The sequence below is a fragment of the Crateriforma spongiae genome (assembly GCF_012290005.1).
GTDB classification, from domain to species: Bacteria; Planctomycetota; Planctomycetia; order Pirellulales; family Pirellulaceae; genus Crateriforma; species Crateriforma spongiae.
This window is the reverse complement of the sequence record NZ_JAAXMS010000005.1, coordinates 655,203-676,303: the sequence shown is the minus strand read 5'-3', so window position 1 is coordinate 676,303 and position 21,101 is coordinate 655,203. Positions and strand designations below refer to the sequence as shown.

Genomic DNA, 21,101 nt, shown 5'->3' with positions numbered 1-21,101 from the left:
TCGCAGTTTCCGCAGCAAGGGTTACACCGAATCGGAAAAAGAATTCATCAGATCGCGGATTTCGTCTTCCACTTCGGCTTCGTCGGCAACGGTTTCGGCGACCAGTTCTCGCAAGACTGTGCGATACCGGGCCCTTATACGATGAGCGGCCACTTTGACAGCCCCGCTGGTCATGCCAAGACGCTGGGCCACGATCTCGTACGATTCGCCAGGCGCCGCGCCCGGATTCCACTGCGACTCCAGGGCCTCGAACAATTCGAGAGATTTCCGATGAGAATATTCCTGACGCAACTGATCGATCACTTTCGACAACAACGTCAGTGCCCATTGCTGTTGGAAGAACCGGTCGGGGGACATGCCCTTCGCGGTAGGCTCGCCGGCTAAACGCGCCCCTTCGTCGGCCGCTCCGAAATCCAACTGCAACGTCGCGTGATCGCCGCCGCGTTTTTGAGCGGACGCTTTGCGCCATTGCGACGCAGCGAATCGTTCGAACACCGTCAACAGGAACGTGCGGAATCGACCGCGATCGGCATCGGCCTTGGTCAGAAAATCGCTCTGCATTAGATGTGCAAAGAAGTCCTGTGTCAGGTCTTGCGCATCCGCGACGCTGTAGCCGCGGCGAATCGCAAAGGCATACAGGGGCGGCCAATACGTTTCGCACAATGATTCCAGGGCTGCGTTCGCTTCGTCGGTTGGACACTGGACGTCATACGCGGATCGGCCGAAGGACTGGTCTTCCGAAACAGGCTTGTCGCCGGCCGACCTAATGGAACTCGACGGCACGTCACCGGCGTCGCGGCGAGATCGCTGAGAAACGTTTCGCGATGCGGCCACAACCATCGACCATCGTGTCGTAGCAAACTTTGGCGACGTGTTGGCGGACATGATCGTGGCAAGGCCCAGAGATGAAGGACGGAAGGTCGACTCATAATTTAGTCCAACCAGCACCGGTCGACCGAGATGACGCTGCGACGAAAACCTCCAGCATCCCCATAGAGGACCTCCGCCACACCAGGACTGCGGTGGACAAGACGGACCAAATCGATTGCTTGAAACCGACGGCCGTGGGCTGCTAGCTTCCGTACGGCCAATTGAAGGAAGGTCGCATGATCCAATCCGGTCGCCGGCAAAGACCAACAGGGACAGGGTCCGATGGCACGAACCTAGTCCTGTTGGGCATGCTCCGAGTAGCAAGGACAACCTGATCGCGATAGGCAATATAGATTCCGTCACGCACGGCGCGACCTACTGGTCTATGCCGCCTTGATTATGTCGAAGGTGGCAAGCTTTGATGGCACCGTCGAAACGAAAGTCATCTCCGGTGCATTGTTTAGCGTTTTTAGCTTTCAGCGCGCGGCCGTGGACCAGTGCAATGGTTCTTTGCCGTCGCAAAGGACTGGCCGAACTCCGAAAAAGAACCCCGTCCCCTTTTAGGTGGTGGGAGACATCATTTGGTACAGGCTGAGGCCGACGATGGTCTTGGCGTCCAGGATTTTTCCGTCGCGGATCATCTGCATCGCTTGGTCGATCGGCACGATCCGGTTCTCGATTTGTTCGACGGCTTCACGCTGTGCGTCGCCCGCGGTCAGATCGGTCGCCAAGAACAAGAACATCTGTTCGTCGCAAATCCCGGGTGCGGAAAAGTACGTGTGCAAGTGCTGAAGTTTGCCCGCGGCGTATCCGGTTTCTTCCACCAATTCACGCTCGGCGGTGATTTCCGGCGGCTCCCCCGGTTCACGTGTGCCGGCAGGCAATTCCAACAACGTCTGGTCGATCGTCGGTCGATAGTTTTCAATCATGACCACGTCGCCGTTGTCCAGAATCGGCAACAGCAGGACCGCACCGGGGTGCCGGACGACTTCGCGGATGTAGGTCTTGCCGTCGCTGCCGACAAGCTCCATCGCATGGACATCAAAACGGTTTCCCGCCAACAATTGCTTTTCGTCGGATTTTTTTTGCATCGATTATGGAAGCGATGAAGTTCTTCGGTTTCCTGAACTGCCACAAACCCCCGGGAATGACCTCGCGTGACTTGGTCAACCTGGGAACGGGAGCAATACGCAAATCGTATCGCGAACGTTTGGCCGTTGTCGTTTCCGACACGGACGGTTCGCCCGAACAGTCTGACGCCCCGACGCCCCGCCGGAAACCTCCCAAGGTCGGACACGCCGGAACGCTCGATCCGTTGGCCGAAGGGGTGCTGGTCATGGGCGTCGGCCCGGCGGCGAAGCTGACCAGTTATTTGCAACTGGCGTCCAAACAGTATCAAGCCCGCTTCGTCTTGGGTCAGCGGAGCGAATCGGGCGATCTGGAACAACCAGTCCAGACCATCGACGACGCTCCTATCCCGACGCTGGACGAGCTTCAATCCGCTGCCCGCCAATTGACCGGCCGCATCCGGCAAGTTCCGCCCAGCCATTCGGCGATCAAAATCAACGGACGCCGTGCCTACAAGATGGCTCGCAAAGGCGTCGAAGTGCCGATGCCCGCCCGCGCCGTCGACATTCACGAATTGACCATCCAGCGATACGAATACCCCAACATTTGGCTGGACATTTGCTGTGGCAGCGGCACTTACATTCGGACGTTGGGCATGGACCTGGCACGGCGGTGCGGAACCGAATCAGTGATGCACCATTTGGTGCGGACTCGTGTGGGTCAGTTTGAATTGACCGACGCGATGTCCGTCCAACAGATTCGTGAGGGCCGGTGCATGTCACTGCTTCGGCCTGCCAACGAAGGTTTGGCCCATCTGACAACGCTGCACCTGGATGACGAACAGACCTGGCGAATCACCAATGGTCTGTCACTTCATGTTTCGCGAACTCGGACGACCGCGGCGGGCGACAAAGAGGTTCGCGATGCGGCAGCGATCGATCCCTCAGGCGATGTTTGCGCGATTGCACAGCGGCGCAGCGATCATTGGCGCCCCACGCGGGTGTTTCACAAGCGGCTTTTCACGCTCTAGCCACTTTCAATCGGCACGCCACCAATCCTGCCCTCGATCGTTCCGGTGACAAACTGTACCGGTTGTACGGATCATCCGAGGTGCATCGATTCTGGGTGTGCCAACAGTCGTAACGCCAGTAGCGGTCCGGCGTCCACAGTTCCGATCTATGACGACAAGGTCCAAAGTGTCGTCGCACAAGCCAAGCGACGACACATCACCGTGTGCCACGCGTCGGAGAATCGTCACCGAATCCGAACGCGCGATTGTCAAACGCCCAGGATTGAAAGTCGGATGTCCGAAGCCACCGTCGAGATCATCAAACCGACTGAAGAAACGCCCAAGCGCCAGCCCGACATGAAGCGGGATCTGTCGGCGATCGGGCTGATCGCTGCGACACTGATTTTGACCGTGTCGTTAATCACACGTGACCCGGCGGACCCTGTGGAATCTCCGGTCTGGCCGATCAACGCGATCTATCAGCCCGACAACCTGGCCTATCCCGGAAACGCGACAATCACCAACGCGTGCGGATACTGGGGCGCATTGCTTTCGGCCATGGTCATGGACGCGGTCGGCATCGGCGCCGCGTTGGTGGTGGCCTACGGCGGTGGTATCGCCACGGCACTGATGATCCGCGGGCGGATGAACGCGCCGGTGCTGCGTTCGCTTGGCGGATGCATCGTCTTGGTGGCCGTCACGGCGGCCGCGGCACTCAGCGGGGCTCAGATTTATGGCATGCCGGTGGTTGGCGCCGGTGGCTATTTGGGTGCGATGACTTCGGAATACCTGTTGGCTCATTTTGCCCCGGCGGGTGCTTGGATTTTGACACTGACCGTGCTGACCACCGGCGTTTTGATGACCACCGACTACGCCTTGTTGTACGCCGGTCAAAAAGTCGTCGGCGGCGCGGCGAGGATGAAGAACAAAACGCTGGCCGGTGCCGCACGCGTGTTGCCTGTACGGCCGCGTCGCGTTCATGAACCCTTCGCCGATCCGGAAACCGCCGTCCAATTGGCGGATGAAAACGTCGGCGAATCGGCCGATGAATCGGGCGTTCAAGTGATCGATGATCCCGATGCGCCTCGATCGCCCCGCATTAAGGTCCGCAAGAAACCGAAGAACTCTCCCGCAACCAACACCGACGAAGCCGAAGACGCATCGCAGAGCGACGTTCAAACAGTGGATGTTGCCGACGACGACTACACCGACCAATACGACGAGGGTGATTGGGACGAATCGGACGATGACGCCGACTCGGTCACTCGTGAATTAGATGTGGACGGCGAACAAGTCACGCTTCGTCAGGATGAACCTCACGAAGCCGTCAAAGCTCCGACGCCGGCCCCGAAGGTCAAGGTGCCAAATCGCGCGAAAGAAAAGCGTGATGATCGCGCGGAACTTTACGACGCGATGGAAGAAGACGCCCCGGCGGGCTCCGAAGACTATGTCCTGCCGCCACTGGAATTGCTGAACCCCAGCGAAGACGTTTGCTACGACGAACAACTGATCGAGGTCCGCCGAAAGGCCCAGTTGTTGGAAGAAGCGTTTCGCAATTTCAACCTGAACGTCCGCGTCGTGGAAATTGAAACGGGCCCCGTCATTGCCCAATACGAGATCGAATTGGAAGCAGGTTTACGGCTGAGCAAGATCACCGGTTTGGCGGATGACATCGCGATCGCGTTGCGTGTCCCCAGCGTTCGAATCGTCGCGCCCATTCCCGGCAAAAATACTGTCGGCATCGAAGTCCCCAACGAAACTCGCCAAGTCGTGCGTCTGCGCGATGTGATCGAAGAATCGGGGGACCAGGCCGCGAAGATGAACATCCCGGTGTTCTTGGGACAAGACGTCAGCGGGAACCCGATGGTCGTCGACTTGGCCAAAATGCCTCACCTGTTGATCGCGGGTCGTACCGGTACGGGTAAATCCGTTTGTTTGAACGCGATCATCAGCAGCGTGCTGATGTGTTGTCGCCCGGATGAAGTCCGCATGCTGATGATCGACCCAAAGATGGTCGAATTGAGCGGTTACGGACAACTGCCACACTTGATGCACCCGGTCATCACCGACATGAAAAAGGCCGAAGCGATTCTGGCTTGGGCCGTTGAAAAGATGGAAGAACGATACTCCTTGCTTGCCAAGGTGGGTGTGCGTCACATCAACAGCTTCAACGACCTGGGCCGCGAAGAAGTGCTGCGACGGTTGGAGGTGGAAGAAGAAGATGGTGGCGATAACGTTCCTGACCAATTGCCGTTCATCGTGATCGTCGCCGACGAGATGGCGGACTTGATGATGACGGCCGGCAAAGACGTCGAACAACACATCATTCGCCTGGCACAAAAGAGCCGTGCAGTCGGTATCCACTTGATCCTCGCGACGCAGAAACCGACCGTCGATGTCATCACCGGTTTGATCAAGAGCAACCTGCCGGCTCGCCTAAGCTTCCAGGTTGCCAGTAAGACCGACAGCCGGGTCGTGTTGGACGAAAACGGTGCGGACAAGCTGCTGGGCAATGGTGACATGCTGTTCCTGTGGCCCGGCACCAGCACACTGATCCGTGGTCAGGGCACCTATCTATCGGACAAAGAAATTGACGATGTTTGTGCCCACTGTAGTCGCGGCGAACAGAATTTCGTTGGCGAACTGATGAACCTGAAAGTCACCGAGGACGGGGAAGAAGGCGGCGATCTGGACGTCAACAACCTGCGGAAGAAAGACGAGTTGTACGAAAGCGCGATCGAAGTGGTGGTCCGTGAACAACGCGGCTCCATCTCGCTGATCCAGCGCTGCCTGGGAATCGGATACGGTCGCGCCGCACGGTTGATCGACTACATGGAAGAGGACGGGATCGTCAGCGCGTACAACGGCCAGAAGTCACGCGAAGTCATCATTTCCCCTGAACAATGGCAGCAGATGCAAGGGATCGAAGTCGAAGAGTCCGAGTCCGATGGCGATGACGAAACCCTTGAAGGAACCTACGAACACGCTGCCGACGGAGAGTACGTCGATTACGACGAGTAGGTGCTTTGCGGCAAGCGATCCCCACAGCCCGCAGTGGATGCAATCGACAGTAACCGTCGGCACGATGCGTGAATGACGATCAGGGCATCGTAACCCCGGCGGGTAGAAATGTGATCTGTCGATCGTTGTCGACGGGATTGCCCGGTGTGCTGCGTCCTTGGTGGACTTCGGTCGCCAACTGCTCCAAAAGTTCTTTGACCTTGTCGGGATTCTGGTCAATCAAGTTGTGCTGTTCGCCGCGATCCTGTTTCAGGTTGAATAGCTGCATTGGCGGCAAGTTCTGCTTCTTGGCCGCGGGTTCACGCGGATCACTCCAACCACCACTGCCTGCCGACAAGCAGAGTTTCCAATCGCCTTTGCGGATGGAAAACGATCCGCCGATGGAATGACTGATCAGCGTTTCTCGGCCGGTGGATGCGGCGCCGTTGAAAACCGGAACCAGGCTATAAGAATCTTCGCCGCCAAGATCTTCGGCGGGCTGCTGAGTCAATTCACGAAGCGTCGAATACAGATCGGTCAAACAGCAGGTCGCGTCGGTGGTTTGGCCCGGTCGAATCCCGTTGGGCCAACGAGCGATCATCGGCACCCGGTGCCCGCCTTCGTAGATATCGGCCTTGTGCCCCCGGTAACCAGCGCTCGGGTCATGGCCGTGTTCTTTCAAAACATCAAAGTTCGCTTGCGGTGAACAACCGTTGTCGCTGGTGAAAAACACGAGCGTGTTGTCATCAATGCCAGCCTTCTTGATCGCCGCAAGCAGGTCACCCATATGATGATCGACTTGCATCACAAAATCGCCATAAGGATTGATACCGCTGGCACCTTCGAACGGCGGCAAGGGAACGATCGGTGTGTGGGGAGCCGGTAACGGCAGATACAGAAAAAACGGATTGCCCGCTTTCGCATCCGCCGCACGCTCGTTGATATGGGTGACCGCTTTGTCGAACAAGTGCGGCAACACCTGGGGGACGTCAAAATCAGGGCTGATCGGTCCCTTTCGATACCAGCCATAAGCATCCTGCGATCGAGTCACGCCTTCTTCGCGAACGGGGATGGCGGTGCACTTGCCCGTATCGACCCAGACATAGGGTGGCATGTCCAGCGAGCCACAGTGGCCGTAATACCCATCAAAACCATTGATGTCCGGACCGTTCTTGACCGGCCGGCTAAAGTCGATCGCGCCCTTTTTGCCTTCAGAGGATTTTTGCCAGTCCCAGCCCAGGTGCCACTTGCCGATCATCTGGGTGTGATAACCCGCTTTGCGAAGCAGATGCGCCACGGTCGGACGATCCGCCGGAATCAGGTGCTCGCTGGTTCCACTCAACACGCCCTTTGCCAAGCGCGATCGCCAGTTGTAGCGACCGGTGATCACGCCATATCGCGTCGGCGTGCAAACGGCGCTGGACGAGTGCGCATCAAGGAACGTGATTCCCTGATCGGCCATGGTTTGCAGATTGGGAGTGTCGATCTTGCAATCCGGATTCGTCGGTGAAAGATCACCGATCCCCAAATCGTCCGCCATCACAAATACGACGTTGGGTGCGTCGCCGGCGCGAACCGCTTGCGTGGCAACCAGGCAAAGACCAAAAATCAAAAACAAGTTGTGTGGAAAGAGGAAACGTTGCACGATCAATTCAGTTTTGAAATCAGTTGTGAAAAATTGAAATACAGAAAGACCAACAGCAGATCTAAATGGGGAAAGCGTCAAAAGCGGGAAATAAATCGGACCAGCGCTAAAACAGCGTGGTTCTTACAGAGCAACTTTGCCTACGGATTCGTATTCCGTGGCGCGCGACGACGCATCTGCATGCCTGCTTCTTGCAACGATTTCACGTCGGGAACATCACCTCCACCGGTGACGCCGACGATCGCTTTCAAGATTCCCGGCCCGTCGGCCTGAAGCTGTGGATCCGTGATGGCAAAATTCGCCACCGTCTTGCCATCATCGCCGACCAAGACCGTGGTCTGGACCAACCGATTGAGACCGTAATTGCCCGGGCCATCCGCCCCGTCGACAGAAACTGCCAGCATCACGTCGTCGGCAAAATACCGACGCACCTGGCCCAACCAACGCTCCGCATCGGACCGATCATCGGCCAAAAAGACGATCATGGTGGTCAGCCCCCGATCTTTGCGAGTCACAGCATACTTCGACAGCGTTCGCAACATGCCAAAGGCGGGCCGAGTCTTCTTATGCAGAAAACTCAGCATCACGGGTCCACCATCGGCCAGCTTGATCGGGTCCACGGTTTCACCCTGGTGCGGTCCAGCGACCACCTTGACCTCAAACCCTGGCAAAGCTTCACCCGCCTGCGGCCCAGAAAAAACGGGATCCTCCGCAATCGCGGTGGAATTCAGGAAACTGATGATGGCAAGCCCACATGCGGCGACACAAAATCTACAACCCATCGCAATGCAATCCACTTGATCGTTGTCGTTTGTTGCCCCAGCGAAATTGTTTCAACGAAAGACATCGTATCCGCTGAACGATCACCGTGCCTAGGATTTCGTTGCGGTGTAGGCAAACCGATTGGCCACGTCGGGATTAAAAAGGCCAGCGGTGTTGAAGGGCATGGCTGACTTACGCAGTGATTTGGTGACTTCCGCGGTCATCCGTGGCCCACGCAAGTCGCGATTGCCACCACGCATCACGTCCCGCATCGCCGTGTTGTCAGCACTGTACAGGCACCGGCGGCAATCAAATCCGCTTCGCTGAATCTGTTCTTCACAGGCAATGGCGGCCAACATGAACCACTGACAGGCGGCGGAGAAACGCGAAAAATCGGGCATCGCTGAATAGGACGTACCGACAAAGTCGTCCAGCCACAGAAACTCGGTTTGAATCAACCGCCGGTATTGGTCGAGAGCCGATTCTTCGTCGCCATGGTTCAGCATCAAATCAGCCAATCGTGCCACCCCGGCCAAACCGACTGCGATGCCCGTACTGTGCAATGGATCCAGCGTGAACGCCGCCGTGGGTGTCATCAAACATCGCGTCCCCAGAACAGGATCAAACCGCCGTTGAAACGATTCTGCTTGATAGATGTCGGTACACCGGTTTGCACCGGAGAACAACTGGCGCAAGCTTGGATAGTCGTCGATGGTCGATTCCAGGGTGCCACACAATGTCTGCGTCGGCGAAGTCCATCCGACCGACGTGATCCCGTTGTCGAACCGCAGACACCAAATCCAACCCTGGTCCAAAACATGGTGGACCGCAGCGGCATCGGCATCAAACGGATCGTCGTCACACCCAATGTCATGACGGCACAGCCAATCGGACCAACCAGGCAGTCCCTTGACGTGCATCCACGTCGAACTGGTGCGTGTCCTGATCGGCTGGCCAATCGGCCGACGACCTAGCAATCGTGCAACAGCCGCCGCCGGACCGCTGGCATCGATCAACCAGTCCGCAGTGATCGACTGTTGATGATCATGCTGGACATGATGTAGCCCAATCCGATGCGGCGACGCGGTGTCTAGCCCCGAAAGCTGCCAACCGGTCAGGTCCGCCACGCCGGCCTTGATCGCTTGCTGATGGAAGTAGTGATCCACGTCGGGTCGGTACCAGTGCGTGTCGCCGGCTTGGTCACTTCGGCTGGCGGAAACTAACAGGGATGAATCATGATCATGACTGTCCCGGTAGGGTTGCCTTCGATGATGGCGGTAGTAAGCGAACCCGCGTTTCAAACCGCATGACACCGTGGGCATCGTGTCTTTCCACGATCCATAAGCCGATAGATTCACCCAATCCGGTCGACCATATTGTTCACCCAAGTGCCGCAGAATCGCGTCGGCCAGCGGCGTCGAAGACTCACCAACGGCGAAGCGTGGATGCCGTTGGCGATCAATCAACGCGACCCGGCGACCGCGTTCTGCCAGAATCGTTGCCAGCAAACTGCCGGAGAATCCCGAACCAACGATGGCAACGTCATAGGCAGCATTCATGTCTTCTGATTCATCGAGCGATCTTGGCGTTGATTCAATTCACCGATTTGTTCCAAGGCTTCGCGCTCGTCCCCAGGCTGATCGCTATCCATGTCCCACAAATCAACGGTTACCACGGTATGGTGACCGATTCTTCGGATCAGTTGTTGTTGCAGACCGGCCAAGACCATCGGATTTGCGTCGGGAATCGGCTGTTTGAATTCGCCCCATCCATTCCCACGTCGCGCCGGAACAATGCTGATGTGCCTTGCGCCCATTCGCGATGCATGAAGCGCCGACATGACCGTCCACTTTGACGCCTCCTGATGCGATATTCCGGGCACGCCCCATATCAAGAAGACGCGCAGGTCAACGTCGTTTGATCGTAAACGCATCGCATAATCATCGAAGGTGTCCCGCGTCATCCGCTTTTTCATGCGGCTCAACCATCGCGGCTGGACCGTTTCCAGTCCGACAGCGATCTCCAGTTGCCCGTCGATGTGTCGTGCAAATTTCTGCAGGCGTCCTTGGTCGAATCGCGGATGGTTTTCCACGATGACGCGATCGAACCCGCTGACCAAGCGACCGATCGATTCATAGTCATCCGGCGGGATGCTGGACGGATCGAAGAAACAGCCACTGTTGTACAGTTTGATCCAACGTGGACGATCCACCGAACCGCTGCGTGACGACTCCGGTGCATCGACACGCAACCGATCGATTGCATGCTGTATTTGATGTGGGACGGCACCCGGCGGTGTTTTCGTAACCAGTGTGTTCCGCCATAGATCACACATGGTGCATCGTATCGGGCAGGCCGAAACCGACAACATGATGGTCAACACATCGGCGGAGTTTCTGCAATCGGCCGCCTCGCATTCCCAGAATGCGTGATACGCTGAATCGGCCGACACGGGATTTCGCTGAATCAACGGACCGATCGTTTCCTGTCGGTGCATCGTTATCCCCTGGCCGCGGGTCAGTCTCGGGGGACTTCGATCCCACGGGTCATCGCCTGCAATTCTTCGTCGGTCGTTCGCCCCTCGATCTCGGCTTCCGCGGTCAACTGAACACGGTGACGAAGCGTGGGCAGAATAACCTCGGCGACATCATCGGGCACGGCAAAGTCACGGCCCGCCAACGCGGCCAAGGTACGAGCCGCCTGCATCAGCGAAAGTCCCGCACGCGGGGATGCACCAATATGGAAAGCGGGCCAAGAACGTGTGGCGCGGACCAATTCGTTGATGTAGTCGACCAGTTTGTCTTCCACACGCACTTGTCCGCACAGCTGGATCGTCTGTTGGACCTCGTCCGGGTTGGTGACCACCTCGATTTCCTGTTCCAAGCGTTGGTTCAGGTCAATTTGCCGACTGTGCATCCGCAAGATATCGGCTTCTTCGGCGGCGGACGGATAATTCACCCGCAGCTTGAACATGAAACGATCCAGCTGGGCCTCGGGCAGGTTATACGTCCCTTCGCTCTCCAGCGGGTTTTGCGTGGCCAAAACCAAGAACGGCCGGGGCACCACGTGGCTGGTTCCGTCCACCGTGACGCGGTATTCCTGCATGATTTCCAACAGCGCCGCGTGCGTCTTGGCGGGCGACCGGTTGATTTCGTCGGCCAGCAACAGCTGGGTGAAAATCGGTCCGGGGCGAAAGCGGAATTCGTTGTTCTGCATGTCGAACACTGGCGCGCCGGTGATGTCCGACGGCATCAGGTCGGCGGTGAACTGCACACGTCCAAACTCGCATCCCAAAATACGGCCCAGAGTTCGCACGAACAACGTTTTGCCCAAGCCGGGAACCGATTCGATCAAGACGTGGCCGCCGGAAAACAAAGCCGTCAACGTCCCCAGGACCAATTCATCTTGGCCCACGTACAGTTTGCTGACTTCGCGAGTGATCCGCTCGTACAGATCTTTGATTTGGATAAACCGTGGATCCGATTCAGACATGCTGTTTCTTATTGTTCTGGTTTGCTTGTTCGACCGGCCCCGCTTGTGCAAGTTTGCCTTCTTTCATGCTCGTTTCGCCCAAGCTGGTTTCGCCATGAACGGTACGCTGATATTCGGCCAATCGGTCCAAAGCATAACCGTCTTGCGGCGTCTTGGTCATCAGGGCACTGACCGCATCCAAATGGTCGCCGAAATCGGTCATCGGTTTTTGTGGCAATCGTCTCGGGCGTCCAAAGATCGGCAACAAAGCCAGACAAGCGATGACGCCCAACAGGGTCGCGTGGATCGTGATCAGACTTAGCGGCCACGTCGACAACAATTGCATCCCCGCGATCACCGGTGGCCCGTCGGATGATTCGCTGACAATGACGTCCGAGGTCTCGCTGACCAGCATCCCGACGCGTCCGGGTGCGTCCGCGCCATCGGGATCGATCGACGCCAACGCCTCGTCGACGATTTTGTACGCTAACTGGCGATTCCACTCCGAGGTCATTGCAAAGTTGGTCAGCAGTGAACCGCCGGCGACCACGATGATCTTCGAATCCGCCCAGGCTCGTTTTTGTACCAGGCCGACCAAAGGGACGCCGTCTTGATTCTGAAGCAGCGGTTCAAACGATGTGTCCGAATCGATTTCGCCGGGGTCGTATGCTGTCGTCCAATACTGGCTGGACGGTCCGGTTGCTCCGATGTCCGTGTCAACGTTCTTGCGGATCTTGTCGTGAACTTTGGCGTCAAAAGCATCCAAGCGAAACTCGACACCCAAGCTGGCCGCTTCCGAGGCATCGATTCGTGTTGAATCGGAATTGCTCGCGGATTGCTTTGCCAAATCCGCGGACCATGGCCCGGTCAATTCACGACAGGGCAGATGACTTTCCAGTGCGAACGCCTGGAACCAACCGTTGGATGGCAAATCCCGACGATTCAGACGCCATTCCAATCGTCGATTGGTCGCCTTGGCCAATTCGCGTCGATAGGTCAAACGGTCCGCCGGAGCGCACAACTGACGCGTCTGTTGCCAATATTCCACTTCGCTGCCGCTGTCGGGGATGACATACACCAGCGTGTGATTCCCTTTGCGCAGCCACCGATTGAACCAGGTCGTTGCATCGGAGGGGACCTGGGACATCGTTTGTGGAATCCACACCAGCACATCGTTTTCGCCGGTGCGTTGGCTTAAACGATAGACTTTTCGCGCCGAAGCGCCTTTGGATTCGATGGCACTGCGAAAGCCGCCGAAACCGTTGATGCTATTGCCGCCGGAATATCCTTTGACCGGTCCATACGTCGTGTCGAAATAGTCACAACCGGTCGACAGCAAAAACAGTGTGGCCATCGCCCATGACCAGCGCATCCGCAATCGACTCGATGCGAAACGATTTGCTTCCATCGTGCTCATGCCGCCGAAGCCCCGATCTGGTTCACCGACTGTTCCAACGTTTGATTGTCCGCCCAGAGCGTCTCGAACTCGTCTCGCCGAATCGAATGGCGGCCGAAGTAGGACCGTTCGAACGCTTCCACCGTCCGTCGCAATGAATCGGACACGTCGATGGAATGCGCCGCGGTTTCGCGCACATAACGTTTGTTCGTTTTGCCACGGCTAAGACGCAACAATCCGTGCCGGTCCAGAAACAACAATTGATGACCGTACAGCATGACGATCGCGCGATCGTACTGACCTGCCAAGCGGAAACGGTCCGCCGCGGTCAACGGATCGGATCCCGCATGCTGCAATTCGGCTGGCAATTCCTTGATTCGCTGCTGGACAAAATCATCGTGCAACATGGGTTGCTTCGATTGGTTGCCGACCGCCCACCGGGCTTCACTGTTTTTCAAAGCGTACAACACCGCAACGATCACAAGAATGAAAAACACCGTGATCAGCACCCAGCCGACCACCTGTGACGCTGTTCCGTTTCCGGTGGTGGTGGTCGGTGTGGTCGATGACGCTTGCTTGATTTTCTGTGCGTCGGGCAACCAACGACTGTTCCGATTGACCGTGTCTTGTTCATCGCTTTCAACGTCGACCGGACGCAACGTTTGTGTTTCCGCGTCGAACCAAGCGGTATCCCGCAGCAGTGGATCATCGGCCACGGCAACCGCGGGCACCCAGGCTGTCGCGGTTCCCTGTGCCGTTCCGATTCCCCAAAGCAGGGACAGGATCACAAGCCAAGGTTTCATCGCGTCGCCCCCGTTGCAATGACCGGTGCGTCGTCACCGAACTGTCGCAACCGTTCGGCGCGAACCGACAATTCGACTTCCCAGCCTTCCAATCGAATTCGCGTGTCCAAATAGTTCAGCAACCGGAAAAAGACGCTCCATCCGCCGACCAACCATAGCGAAAGCGGGAACAACACCATCAAGGCGAATTCGTCGTGTTGCCAGCGTCCAAAGAAAAGTCCACGGGCCGTGGTCAGCGAAAAATAGAACGCAACCGCCGCCACGCCGGCCCCCACCCCCACCGTTAACATGCGAGCGGTCAATTCCCCCGCCATGGGGCGATGCAACGCGGTCATCCGTCGTGAAAGGGTCACCACATTCGGATCCTTCGAACGTCGTGGGCATTGTTCCAACAACAGGATCTCCGGCAAAAAAGGGCGTGCCGAACGGAACGCCAACAGCACCAACCAAATCCCCAAATACAACAGCAGATCGACCGATGGGTCGGCGGCTTGTCCGATCCGAAACAGGCAAACGATCATGATCGGCAAGGGCAGACGGACGACACCCAATGACCAGAACCAGCGAAGAAAGTTTCGATTGATTTCACGCCGAACGTTTTGCCACGTCGGCTGTTCTTCAAAGACCGCTTGGCCCAGATAATAGGTTGTCCAAACCCCCGCCGCCGGAACCTCCGCGACGACCAACAGCGTCATCCAAGCAATATAGCGCCACATTTCGCTCGCGGCATCTTGATCGGCAAACGTGTATTGGGCTTCCCGCCACGGGATCCAGTACAGCAGCAAACCGTTGGCAATGATCCAGGGCAGGGCACCCAGCGAAAATCCGACCAACAGGGCCGACGGATACCGACGCAACATCACCAATGCCAAGTCGGCGATTTCCGTTTGCAATCGCTTGCGTATCACGACATGAGTTTGATCCAGTTCCATCGGCCGCTAATCCTGTTCACTTACCAGAGTCTGGTCCGCGACGGCGCGTGGGAATCCCAGTACCACGAAGTAAAAACTGATCAGCGCCGACGACGCGATCGCCCAGCCGGCCTTGAACAGATAGGGCAGGGGGCTGGGGGATATGAATCCTTCGGTGAAAGCCGCCAACACAAACAGGGTGACCGATGCGGTGATGATCGGTACCGAGCGGGTGGCCGATCGCTTGATCGAATCCAAACGCGTCAATCCGCCGGTGGAAAACCAGCCGACGCCGATCCGCAAACCGGCCGCGGCCGCCAATGCGATTGCCGTCAATTCAAAGGGACCGTGGGCGGTGACGAAGTGAAAAAAGTTGTCGCTGCCACCGACACCATCGCGTGCCATGTAGCCGAACGACGCACCCAGAATCACCGCGTTTTGTGCCAGCGTGAACAAACAGGGAATGATCAAGATTCCCCAAGCAAAACACCGCAATCCGATGCCGGTGTTATGCATGATGTAAAACCCCGACATGCTGATGTAGTGATCCAGCGACGATGTTTGGTTGTCGACCGAAAACAGCGGTTGGTCATACATCTGTTCCATGGCTTCCAGTTGCTGGTTGCCGACCACGGCATCGGCAAACCCGGGAAACCAGTCGTCGTTGGCGCCCAACACCATCGACAAGGTGAACAACCCGAAGAACAACAGCGTTGCGACACGCACACAAGGGTCGGCAAAGATCTGCTGGGGCGCTTGATAAAACAGAATGTCAAACCAAACCGACGGATCAAACCGATTGGACCGGTACAGCTGGCTATGGGCACGCGCCACCAAACGGTGCAGGTATGCCACCGTCCCCGGCGGTAGGTGATAACTGTCGGCCAGCGCCAGGTCGGCGCAAGCCGCACGGTACAGCGTGGCAAAACGCGATACGCCGGCCGCCCCCTGGTGCTGGGCTTTGCTGGTGCGTCCGGTGCGACCGCGCATTTCCATCGCGTCGCACAGTTGTTCCAGTTCTTGCCACTGGATCCGACGCTGTTCCAGAATCTTTGCAACGTTCATCCGGCGGGCTCCGATGCAGCATCCTGTGTGGTCGCAGCTGGCGAAAGAGCCGATACGGGTGTCACCGATTCTGACACCGCGGCCGCAATGGGTGGTTCTTCGGCCGATTGATCCTTTGCCAGAGGACTGAATCCGTTCAACGCCGACAGATCCGCCGAATCATCGCCTTCGTTCCAAAGAAAGTTCCGATGGTACAACGCCAGCATCAACAGATCAGGATCGATGTCAGGTCGAAAATCAAACTGGTCCATCAGTGGCGTCGTCAGTTTCCGAGCGATTTCGCGTCGCCGTGCGGGGGTCAAATATTGACGGCGTTCCACGTACACGGCCAGCGTCCGCGACATGCTGCGGCTGAACCGATAATCCGCCGGCAAGTAAGACGCCAGCGCCGCGACACGCGGGTCTTCGATCTTGCTGACCGGCAGTTCCCAGTTTCGTTCGTCCACGATCACCATCGTCCCGCATGCCAGGTCGCCCAACCGCTGCATTCGTCGGGTGCACAACATCGTGACCAGACCGACAACCCCGACGGGCAAGAAAAAGATGGGCGGGATTTCCTCGTTGACGTCGTTCAACACAACATACGGTGCCAAATCCGCAATGCGAATCAGATTGCGAAGCAACGCTTGGCGAAAGTCGATCGGCCCGCCGTCGGTTCCGACCACGCGGATGCCGCACGCCCATTTCCCGATGGTCTTGCCATTGAAGTAGCTCTCCATCAACGTTCCGTAGAAATTCGTAAACACGAAGTACAACAGAAACGTTGCCGCCAGCATGTACGCCTGCAACGCGGACATCCGGATCATCCCACCAACGATCCACATGCCCAGGATCACCGCCGCCATGATGATCCAGCGTGCGATCACATCGATCAGATAGGCCGGCAACCGTCGGAACGGCCCCGCCAACTGATATTCGAACGCGATGTTCTCCGGCGTGACGACCGCAATCGTGGTGTCTAGAGCCGCGGCAGCGGGCATCGGTAACTTCGCGTGGACGGGAACGGATGGACCAACGCCAGTATACGAACCGGCGTCGCAGCATGACACCGATGCATCGGTGCGACGTCAAGGATCGATAACCGCAGCGGCACGACAAAGCCCACCGTGATGGGGCGATCGCCTAGACTGTCTCGATTCCCACCGGCTGTTCATCACCGGGATGGCCACACCAACCTTTTCATCGACGCTCCGCGATCCGACCAACGGATCATTCGGCGTTCCGTTCCCGCCTGATTCGACAGGAAACCAGATGCCCCAGGACCCGTCCGATGCCCCCGTGGCGTCGCCGACCCATGCAACGGAATCCATCGACGCCGACGTCCGGCAACCGCCGCGATCGTTCGCCGGAGTGATGCGTTCAGCGGGCCCAGGATTGATCGTCGCCGGTTCCATCGTCGGCAGCGGCGAACTGATCGCGACGACGAAAACGGGGGCCGAAGCGGGATTCAGTTTCCTGTGGCTGATTCTGCTGGGGTGCGTGATCAAAGTCTTCACGCAAATCGAACTGGGCCGATACACGATGGTCCAGGGCAAAACGACGCTGCGGGCGCTCAGCGAAGTCCCGGGGCCACGAATTTCCGGACGCGGCAATTGGTTGGTCTGGTACTGGGTCGTCATGTGGGTGGCCAGCATCAGCCAACAAGGCGGCATTGTCGGCGGGGTCGGCCAAGCACTGTCGATCAGTTTTCCGCTGACCGAGCAAGGACGTTTGTACAACGAGGCCGCTGGTGCCGAACATGAATTGAAATTCGTGGAATTTGCCGAACGCAGCGATGAAATCCAAGTCACGTCTGAAAGCGAACTGACACCGCTGCGCACCGAGGCCCGACAGGCGAGAGAGGCCTATGAAAAACAGTTCGGCGCCCAATCACAGCCGATCGACGTGACCGCTTGGGGAGTGATGATCGCGATCGTGACCAGCGTTGTGCTGTTTTTTGGTCGCTATGGTCTGATCCAGACGTTTTGCACCGTTCTGGTGGGATCGTTCACTCTGTTGATCGTCGTGAATCTGTTCTTGCTGCAGGACCAACCCGACTATCGCGTGCGTTGGACGGAGTTTGTCAGTGGATTGAAATTCGGCTTTCCTGACACGTCTGATGGATCGTCATCACCCATCCACACGGCTTTGGCGACGTTTGGGATCATCGGAGTCGGGGCCGCCGAATTGGTGATGTACCCGTATTGGTGTTTGGAAAAGGGTTACGCCAAGTTCACCGGTCCGCGTGACGACAGCGACGCTTGGCTGGATCGTGCTCGGGGTTGGCTGGGCGTGATGAAAGCGGACGCCTGGGGCGCGATGATCGTCTACACCTTTGCGACCATCGCGTTTTATCTATTGGGCGCGGCGGTTCTGCATCGCGTGGGACTGAATCCCGAAAAATCCGACATGGTCCGTACGCTGGCCGTGATGTTCGTCCCGGTCTTTTCCGATTGGGCCGCCGCGTTGTTTCTGTTCGGTGCGATCGCGGTGTTGTATTCGACGTACTTTGTCGCCTGCGCCAGCCACGCACGCGTGTTTTCCGACGCGTTGCGTGTGATGGGGTTCATCGACCCGAGCGAAGAGAATCGAGCGGTTTGGATCCGCTGGCTCAGCGGCATTTTCCCGTTGGTCGCTTTGCTGATCTATGTCGCGTTTCCATCGCCGGCGCAATTGGTTCTGCTCAGCGGGATTGCCCAAGGCATCATGTTGCCGATGCTGGCCGGCGCGGCATTGTGGTTCCGATACCGCCGTTCGATCCCGGCACTGCAACCATCGCGGATTTGGGATGCCCTGTTGTGGACATCCGGGATCGCCATGTTGGTGACGGGATCGTGGACGGTGGTCGCCGCTTTAGAGACGTATTTTGGTTGACGTCGTAGGCCGAACGATGGGCCGCAGTTTCCTGACGGCCATGTAGCTGGATGCGCCAGCACTCAGGGGCACGCAGGAATCGTTCCAGGACACACCCGCGGACAGCGCCGTCGGCTCAAGGGGGGCACACCCGCGGTTAGCGCCGTCGGCTCAAGGGGGGCACACCCGCGGTTAGCGCCGTCGGCTCACGGGGGCACACACCCGCGGCTAGCGCCGTCGGCTCAGGTGGAGCGCGGCGACGCCGAAGCATGCTGTGTGAAGGGTTCTGCCGCCTACAGATCACGGTCTTCGGCAAAGGACCAAGCGCGATATTCTTCTTGGTCGCTGACTTCACCACCGACGCGCAATTGCCCGTCGCCGTCGAAGTACAGCACCTGGCTGGGACGAACCATTTCGTCGTCGTCGACGATCGACAGTTTCTCGCCACCATCGATTCCGATCACGGTCGTCTGCGTGCTGATCGTTGCTTCCGGCAACTTCATCACGTCCCCGGTGATCGGGTCGACGATTTCGCCGGTTTCCTGCTTCAGTGCAACCACGGTGCCTTCGCTAACGTCTTGCCAAACGGGGATGAAGCCGTTGTAGCGTGGATCGATACCGCGAATCACCATCTTGGTCTTTGCCGCGTCACGCGCGACGCTGACCGTACGGCCACCGAGCTGGAATTTCTGCATCCGTTTTTCCGGAACCGGTCCCGCATAGATGCTGTTCAGATCCGCGAGCATCGCCGGATTGCTGGGTTCGCTCCAATCGGTCCAGATCTTGGAAACACGTTCGCCGGACTGTTCGGCCTTGTCCAGCAACACCGAAACACGCGCGAAGACGTCGGGCGAAAGCGTTTTCAATTCGGGTTGCAACGAAGCACGGATCGGGAAGTTCGGATCCTGCAGCCCGACGCGAACACGGTAAACGTATTTGCGACCCGGCTTGGGTGACTTTTCATTGCGGCCGTTTTCGAAATCGAAGAAGCGAACCAGCTTGAATTCCGCAGGATCTTCTTCGACGACACCAAAGCTGCCGTAGGAGCTGCTGGAATAGCCGTCTTCCATCGACATTTCGTCATACCCGGCGGCTGCTCCCGCCCCGCCGATCTTCAGCTTCAACTGGGCTTCTTGCTCTTCGGCGATCTGTTCCTCGATCGATTTTTCATTCTCGCTGTCGTCGACGACCAGGGGAATTTGAGGGTGCATTCCGAACTTGGAATAGTCATCCAGCAAGACCGGTGGCATCCACGTGGTGAACGCGATGTCACGGTATTCCTCAGGAACGATTTCCGGTGCGAATCCCGACCAGACCGTTCCGTACGTCATCGTCGACTGTTCACGGTTGGTCACCAAAACCCAGTCTTCGTCGGTCAATTGATCGACGGGCTTCTCGGTCACGTCGGCCCGCTGGACTTCAAAATCGATGTATTGGGGCACGTCGCGACGAGGCTCGTAACCGGTCGCGTCCTTCAGTGCCGCTTCGAACGCTCGATAGACCGCTTCGTGTGGCATGGCAGCGGTGCCACAGATGTAACGCGTCGTTTGCGGGACGGGATACTGGGTCAACTCGTTTCGGATACTGGTCGTATTCTGCGGCTTCATTCCAAAGTCTGCCGCGGTCGGGAATTTACGATTGGCCGACGATGAACTGGCCATCATGGATTCATCCATCATGCCCATGTCCTCGCCATAGCCGTCACCGCCGCCATAGCCATCACCGCCGCCGTATCCATCGCCACCGCCCATCATCATTTGGTTGCGGCGTCCGCGCGGACGACGTTTCGGTTTCTCTTCGACCTTTTCCAATTCGTCGGCCGGTTCCAATTCTAGCATCGCGTATTCTTCTTCGAAGCTGCGGCGAGCCAGGATGGACGTCATGCCCTGGGCGATCAAGTTTTCAGGCGCCAGCAGTTTCGGATCTTGGCGACGAATCGAACTGTCTTCTTCCGTTCGGATCCAAGTGTTGACCAACTTGTAGGGCAGGTCGTTGACCGGCGATTGTGCCTTTTCCGTCCGGCTGACGATGTCGAACGTCGGTTGGCGTTCATCCAGAATCGCGGCGGTGTGATCGTCATCGATCTGGGTGCGAACCTGTTGCGCTTCGGTCTGCAGTTGCTCAGGCGTCTTTGCGTCGTAGGGTTCCTGGGCAATTCCCAGATAAATCAGCACCGCGGAAAAAGCGGCAACCACACCCAACACGACCTTTTCGCCGTGCTTGACGAAAAACTGTTTGATTGCGTCTGTATCCATGATTGGTTACCCGT

General features: G+C 57.7%; 16 protein-coding genes. 3 read left to right on the top strand and 13 right to left on the bottom strand.

Features of this window, described 5'->3' with window-relative positions; all coding sequences use genetic code 11:
- Positions 1-21: 21 nt before the first annotated feature.
- Both HFP54_RS16420 and HFP54_RS16415 read right to left on the bottom strand, forming a co-directional pair.
- Positions 22-885, bottom strand: coding sequence for an RNA polymerase sigma factor (locus HFP54_RS16420; RefSeq protein ID WP_168565939.1), 864 nt, complete (start codon positions 883-885; stop codon positions 22-24).
- Between the two features lie 545 nt (positions 886-1,430).
- Entirely contained in the window at positions 1,431-1,961 is a 531-nt protein-coding gene (locus tag HFP54_RS16415) for an NUDIX hydrolase (protein ID WP_168565938.1), read from the bottom strand.
- Between the two features lie 14 nt (positions 1,962-1,975).
- Here HFP54_RS16415 and truB point away from each other — a divergent pair, with 14 nt between their 5' ends.
- Both truB and HFP54_RS16405 read left to right on the top strand, forming a co-directional pair.
- Positions 1,976-2,968 (top strand): tRNA pseudouridine(55) synthase TruB, encoded by a 993-nt coding sequence (gene truB, locus HFP54_RS16410; RefSeq protein ID WP_168565937.1) that lies wholly within the window; start codon positions 1,976-1,978, stop codon positions 2,966-2,968.
- Between the two features lie 273 nt (positions 2,969-3,241).
- Complete coding sequence (locus HFP54_RS16405) at positions 3,242-5,968, top strand: FtsK/SpoIIIE family DNA translocase (protein ID WP_168565936.1); 2,727 nt, start codon at positions 3,242-3,244, stop codon at positions 5,966-5,968.
- Positions 5,969-6,047: 79 nt separating this feature from the next.
- Here HFP54_RS16405 and HFP54_RS16400 read toward each other — a convergent pair whose 3' ends face one another.
- The 10 genes from HFP54_RS16400 to HFP54_RS16355 form a co-directional block, all read right to left on the bottom strand.
- Positions 6,048-7,592, bottom strand: a complete 1,545-nt coding sequence (locus HFP54_RS16400) for a sulfatase family protein (protein ID WP_315853913.1) — start codon at positions 7,590-7,592, stop codon at positions 6,048-6,050.
- A gap of 140 nt (positions 7,593-7,732) precedes the next feature.
- Positions 7,733-8,374 carry a hypothetical protein gene (locus tag HFP54_RS16395; RefSeq protein ID WP_146413409.1) on the bottom strand — a complete coding sequence of 214 codons (642 nt, stop codon included), beginning with the start codon at positions 8,372-8,374 and terminating at the stop codon, positions 7,733-7,735.
- A gap of 90 nt (positions 8,375-8,464) precedes the next feature.
- The gene (locus HFP54_RS16390; protein ID WP_168565935.1) at positions 8,465-9,913 is read right to left on the bottom strand and encodes an NAD(P)/FAD-dependent oxidoreductase; all 1,449 of its coding nucleotides are present in this window, start codon (positions 9,911-9,913) and stop codon (positions 8,465-8,467) included.
- Positions 9,910-10,851 carry a Fe-S oxidoreductase gene (locus HFP54_RS16385; protein WP_168565934.1) on the bottom strand — a complete coding sequence of 314 codons (942 nt, stop codon included), beginning with the start codon at positions 10,849-10,851 and terminating at the stop codon, positions 9,910-9,912. Before HFP54_RS16385 ends, HFP54_RS16390 begins: the two co-directional genes overlap by 4 nt.
- Positions 10,852-10,871: 20 nt before the next feature.
- Complete coding sequence (locus tag HFP54_RS16380) at positions 10,872-11,846, bottom strand: AAA family ATPase (RefSeq protein ID WP_146413406.1); 975 nt, start codon at positions 11,844-11,846, stop codon at positions 10,872-10,874.
- Entirely contained in the window at positions 11,839-13,179 is a 1,341-nt protein-coding gene (locus HFP54_RS16375) for a hypothetical protein (protein ID WP_168565933.1), read from the bottom strand. The genes HFP54_RS16380 and HFP54_RS16375 overlap by 8 nt, the downstream gene beginning before the upstream one ends.
- Positions 13,180-13,238: 59 nt before the next feature.
- Positions 13,239-14,024, bottom strand: a complete 786-nt coding sequence (locus HFP54_RS16370; protein WP_168565932.1) for a DUF4129 domain-containing protein — start codon at positions 14,022-14,024, stop codon at positions 13,239-13,241.
- Positions 14,021-14,956, bottom strand: coding sequence for a hypothetical protein (locus tag HFP54_RS16365; protein ID WP_168565931.1), 936 nt, complete (start codon positions 14,954-14,956; stop codon positions 14,021-14,023). Before HFP54_RS16365 ends, HFP54_RS16370 begins: the two co-directional genes overlap by 4 nt.
- 6 nt (positions 14,957-14,962) lie before the next feature.
- Positions 14,963-16,000: a stage II sporulation protein M gene (locus HFP54_RS16360; RefSeq protein WP_146413402.1), complete on the bottom strand. Its 1,038-nt coding sequence runs from the start codon at positions 15,998-16,000 to the stop codon at positions 14,963-14,965.
- Positions 15,997-16,980 carry an RDD family protein gene (locus HFP54_RS16355; protein ID WP_168565930.1) on the bottom strand — a complete coding sequence of 328 codons (984 nt, stop codon included), beginning with the start codon at positions 16,978-16,980 and terminating at the stop codon, positions 15,997-15,999. The genes HFP54_RS16360 and HFP54_RS16355 overlap by 4 nt, the downstream gene beginning before the upstream one ends.
- A 271-nt stretch (positions 16,981-17,251) precedes the next feature.
- On the opposite strand from HFP54_RS16355, the gene HFP54_RS16350 reads away from it, so the two are divergent.
- A complete protein-coding gene (locus HFP54_RS16350) occupies positions 17,252-18,853 on the top strand; it encodes an Nramp family divalent metal transporter (RefSeq protein ID WP_168565929.1) in 1,602 nt (533 codons plus the stop codon).
- Between the two features lie 272 nt (positions 18,854-19,125).
- On the opposite strand, the gene HFP54_RS16345 is transcribed toward HFP54_RS16350, so the two are convergent.
- The gene (locus HFP54_RS16345) at positions 19,126-21,087 is read right to left on the bottom strand and encodes a hypothetical protein (RefSeq protein WP_146413399.1); all 1,962 of its coding nucleotides are present in this window, start codon (positions 21,085-21,087) and stop codon (positions 19,126-19,128) included.
- Positions 21,088-21,101 lie beyond the last annotated feature (14 nt).

Coding starts and splice junctions, on each gene's coding strand:
- HFP54_RS16420 (WP_168565939.1), bottom strand. CDS start 885: ATGTCCGCCAACACGTCGCCAAAGTTTGCTACGACACGATGGTCGATG.
- HFP54_RS16415 (WP_168565938.1), bottom strand. CDS start 1,961: ATGCAAAAAAAATCCGACGAAAAGCAATTGTTGGCGGGAAACCGTTTT.
- truB (WP_168565937.1), top strand. CDS start 1,976: ATGAAGTTCTTCGGTTTCCTGAACTGCCACAAACCCCCGGGAATGACC.
- HFP54_RS16405 (WP_168565936.1), top strand. CDS start 3,242: ATGTCCGAAGCCACCGTCGAGATCATCAAACCGACTGAAGAAACGCCC.
- HFP54_RS16395 (WP_146413409.1), bottom strand. CDS start 8,374: ATGGGTTGTAGATTTTGTGTCGCCGCATGTGGGCTTGCCATCATCAGT.
- HFP54_RS16390 (WP_168565935.1), bottom strand. CDS start 9,913: ATGAATGCTGCCTATGACGTTGCCATCGTTGGTTCGGGATTCTCCGGC.
- HFP54_RS16385 (WP_168565934.1), bottom strand. CDS start 10,851: ATGCACCGACAGGAAACGATCGGTCCGTTGATTCAGCGAAATCCCGTG.
- HFP54_RS16380 (WP_146413406.1), bottom strand. CDS start 11,846: ATGTCTGAATCGGATCCACGGTTTATCCAAATCAAAGATCTGTACGAG.
- HFP54_RS16375 (WP_168565933.1), bottom strand. CDS start 13,179: ATGGCCACACTGTTTTTGCTGTCGACCGGTTGTGACTATTTCGACACG.
- HFP54_RS16370 (WP_168565932.1), bottom strand. CDS start 14,024: ATGAAACCTTGGCTTGTGATCCTGTCCCTGCTTTGGGGAATCGGAACG.
- HFP54_RS16365 (WP_168565931.1), bottom strand. CDS start 14,956: ATGGAACTGGATCAAACTCATGTCGTGATACGCAAGCGATTGCAAACG.
- HFP54_RS16360 (WP_146413402.1), bottom strand. CDS start 16,000: ATGAACGTTGCAAAGATTCTGGAACAGCGTCGGATCCAGTGGCAAGAA.
- HFP54_RS16355 (WP_168565930.1), bottom strand. CDS start 16,980: ATGCCCGCTGCCGCGGCTCTAGACACCACGATTGCGGTCGTCACGCCG.
- HFP54_RS16350 (WP_168565929.1), top strand. CDS start 17,252: ATGCCCCAGGACCCGTCCGATGCCCCCGTGGCGTCGCCGACCCATGCA.
- HFP54_RS16345 (WP_146413399.1), bottom strand. CDS start 21,087: ATGGATACAGACGCAATCAAACAGTTTTTCGTCAAGCACGGCGAAAAG.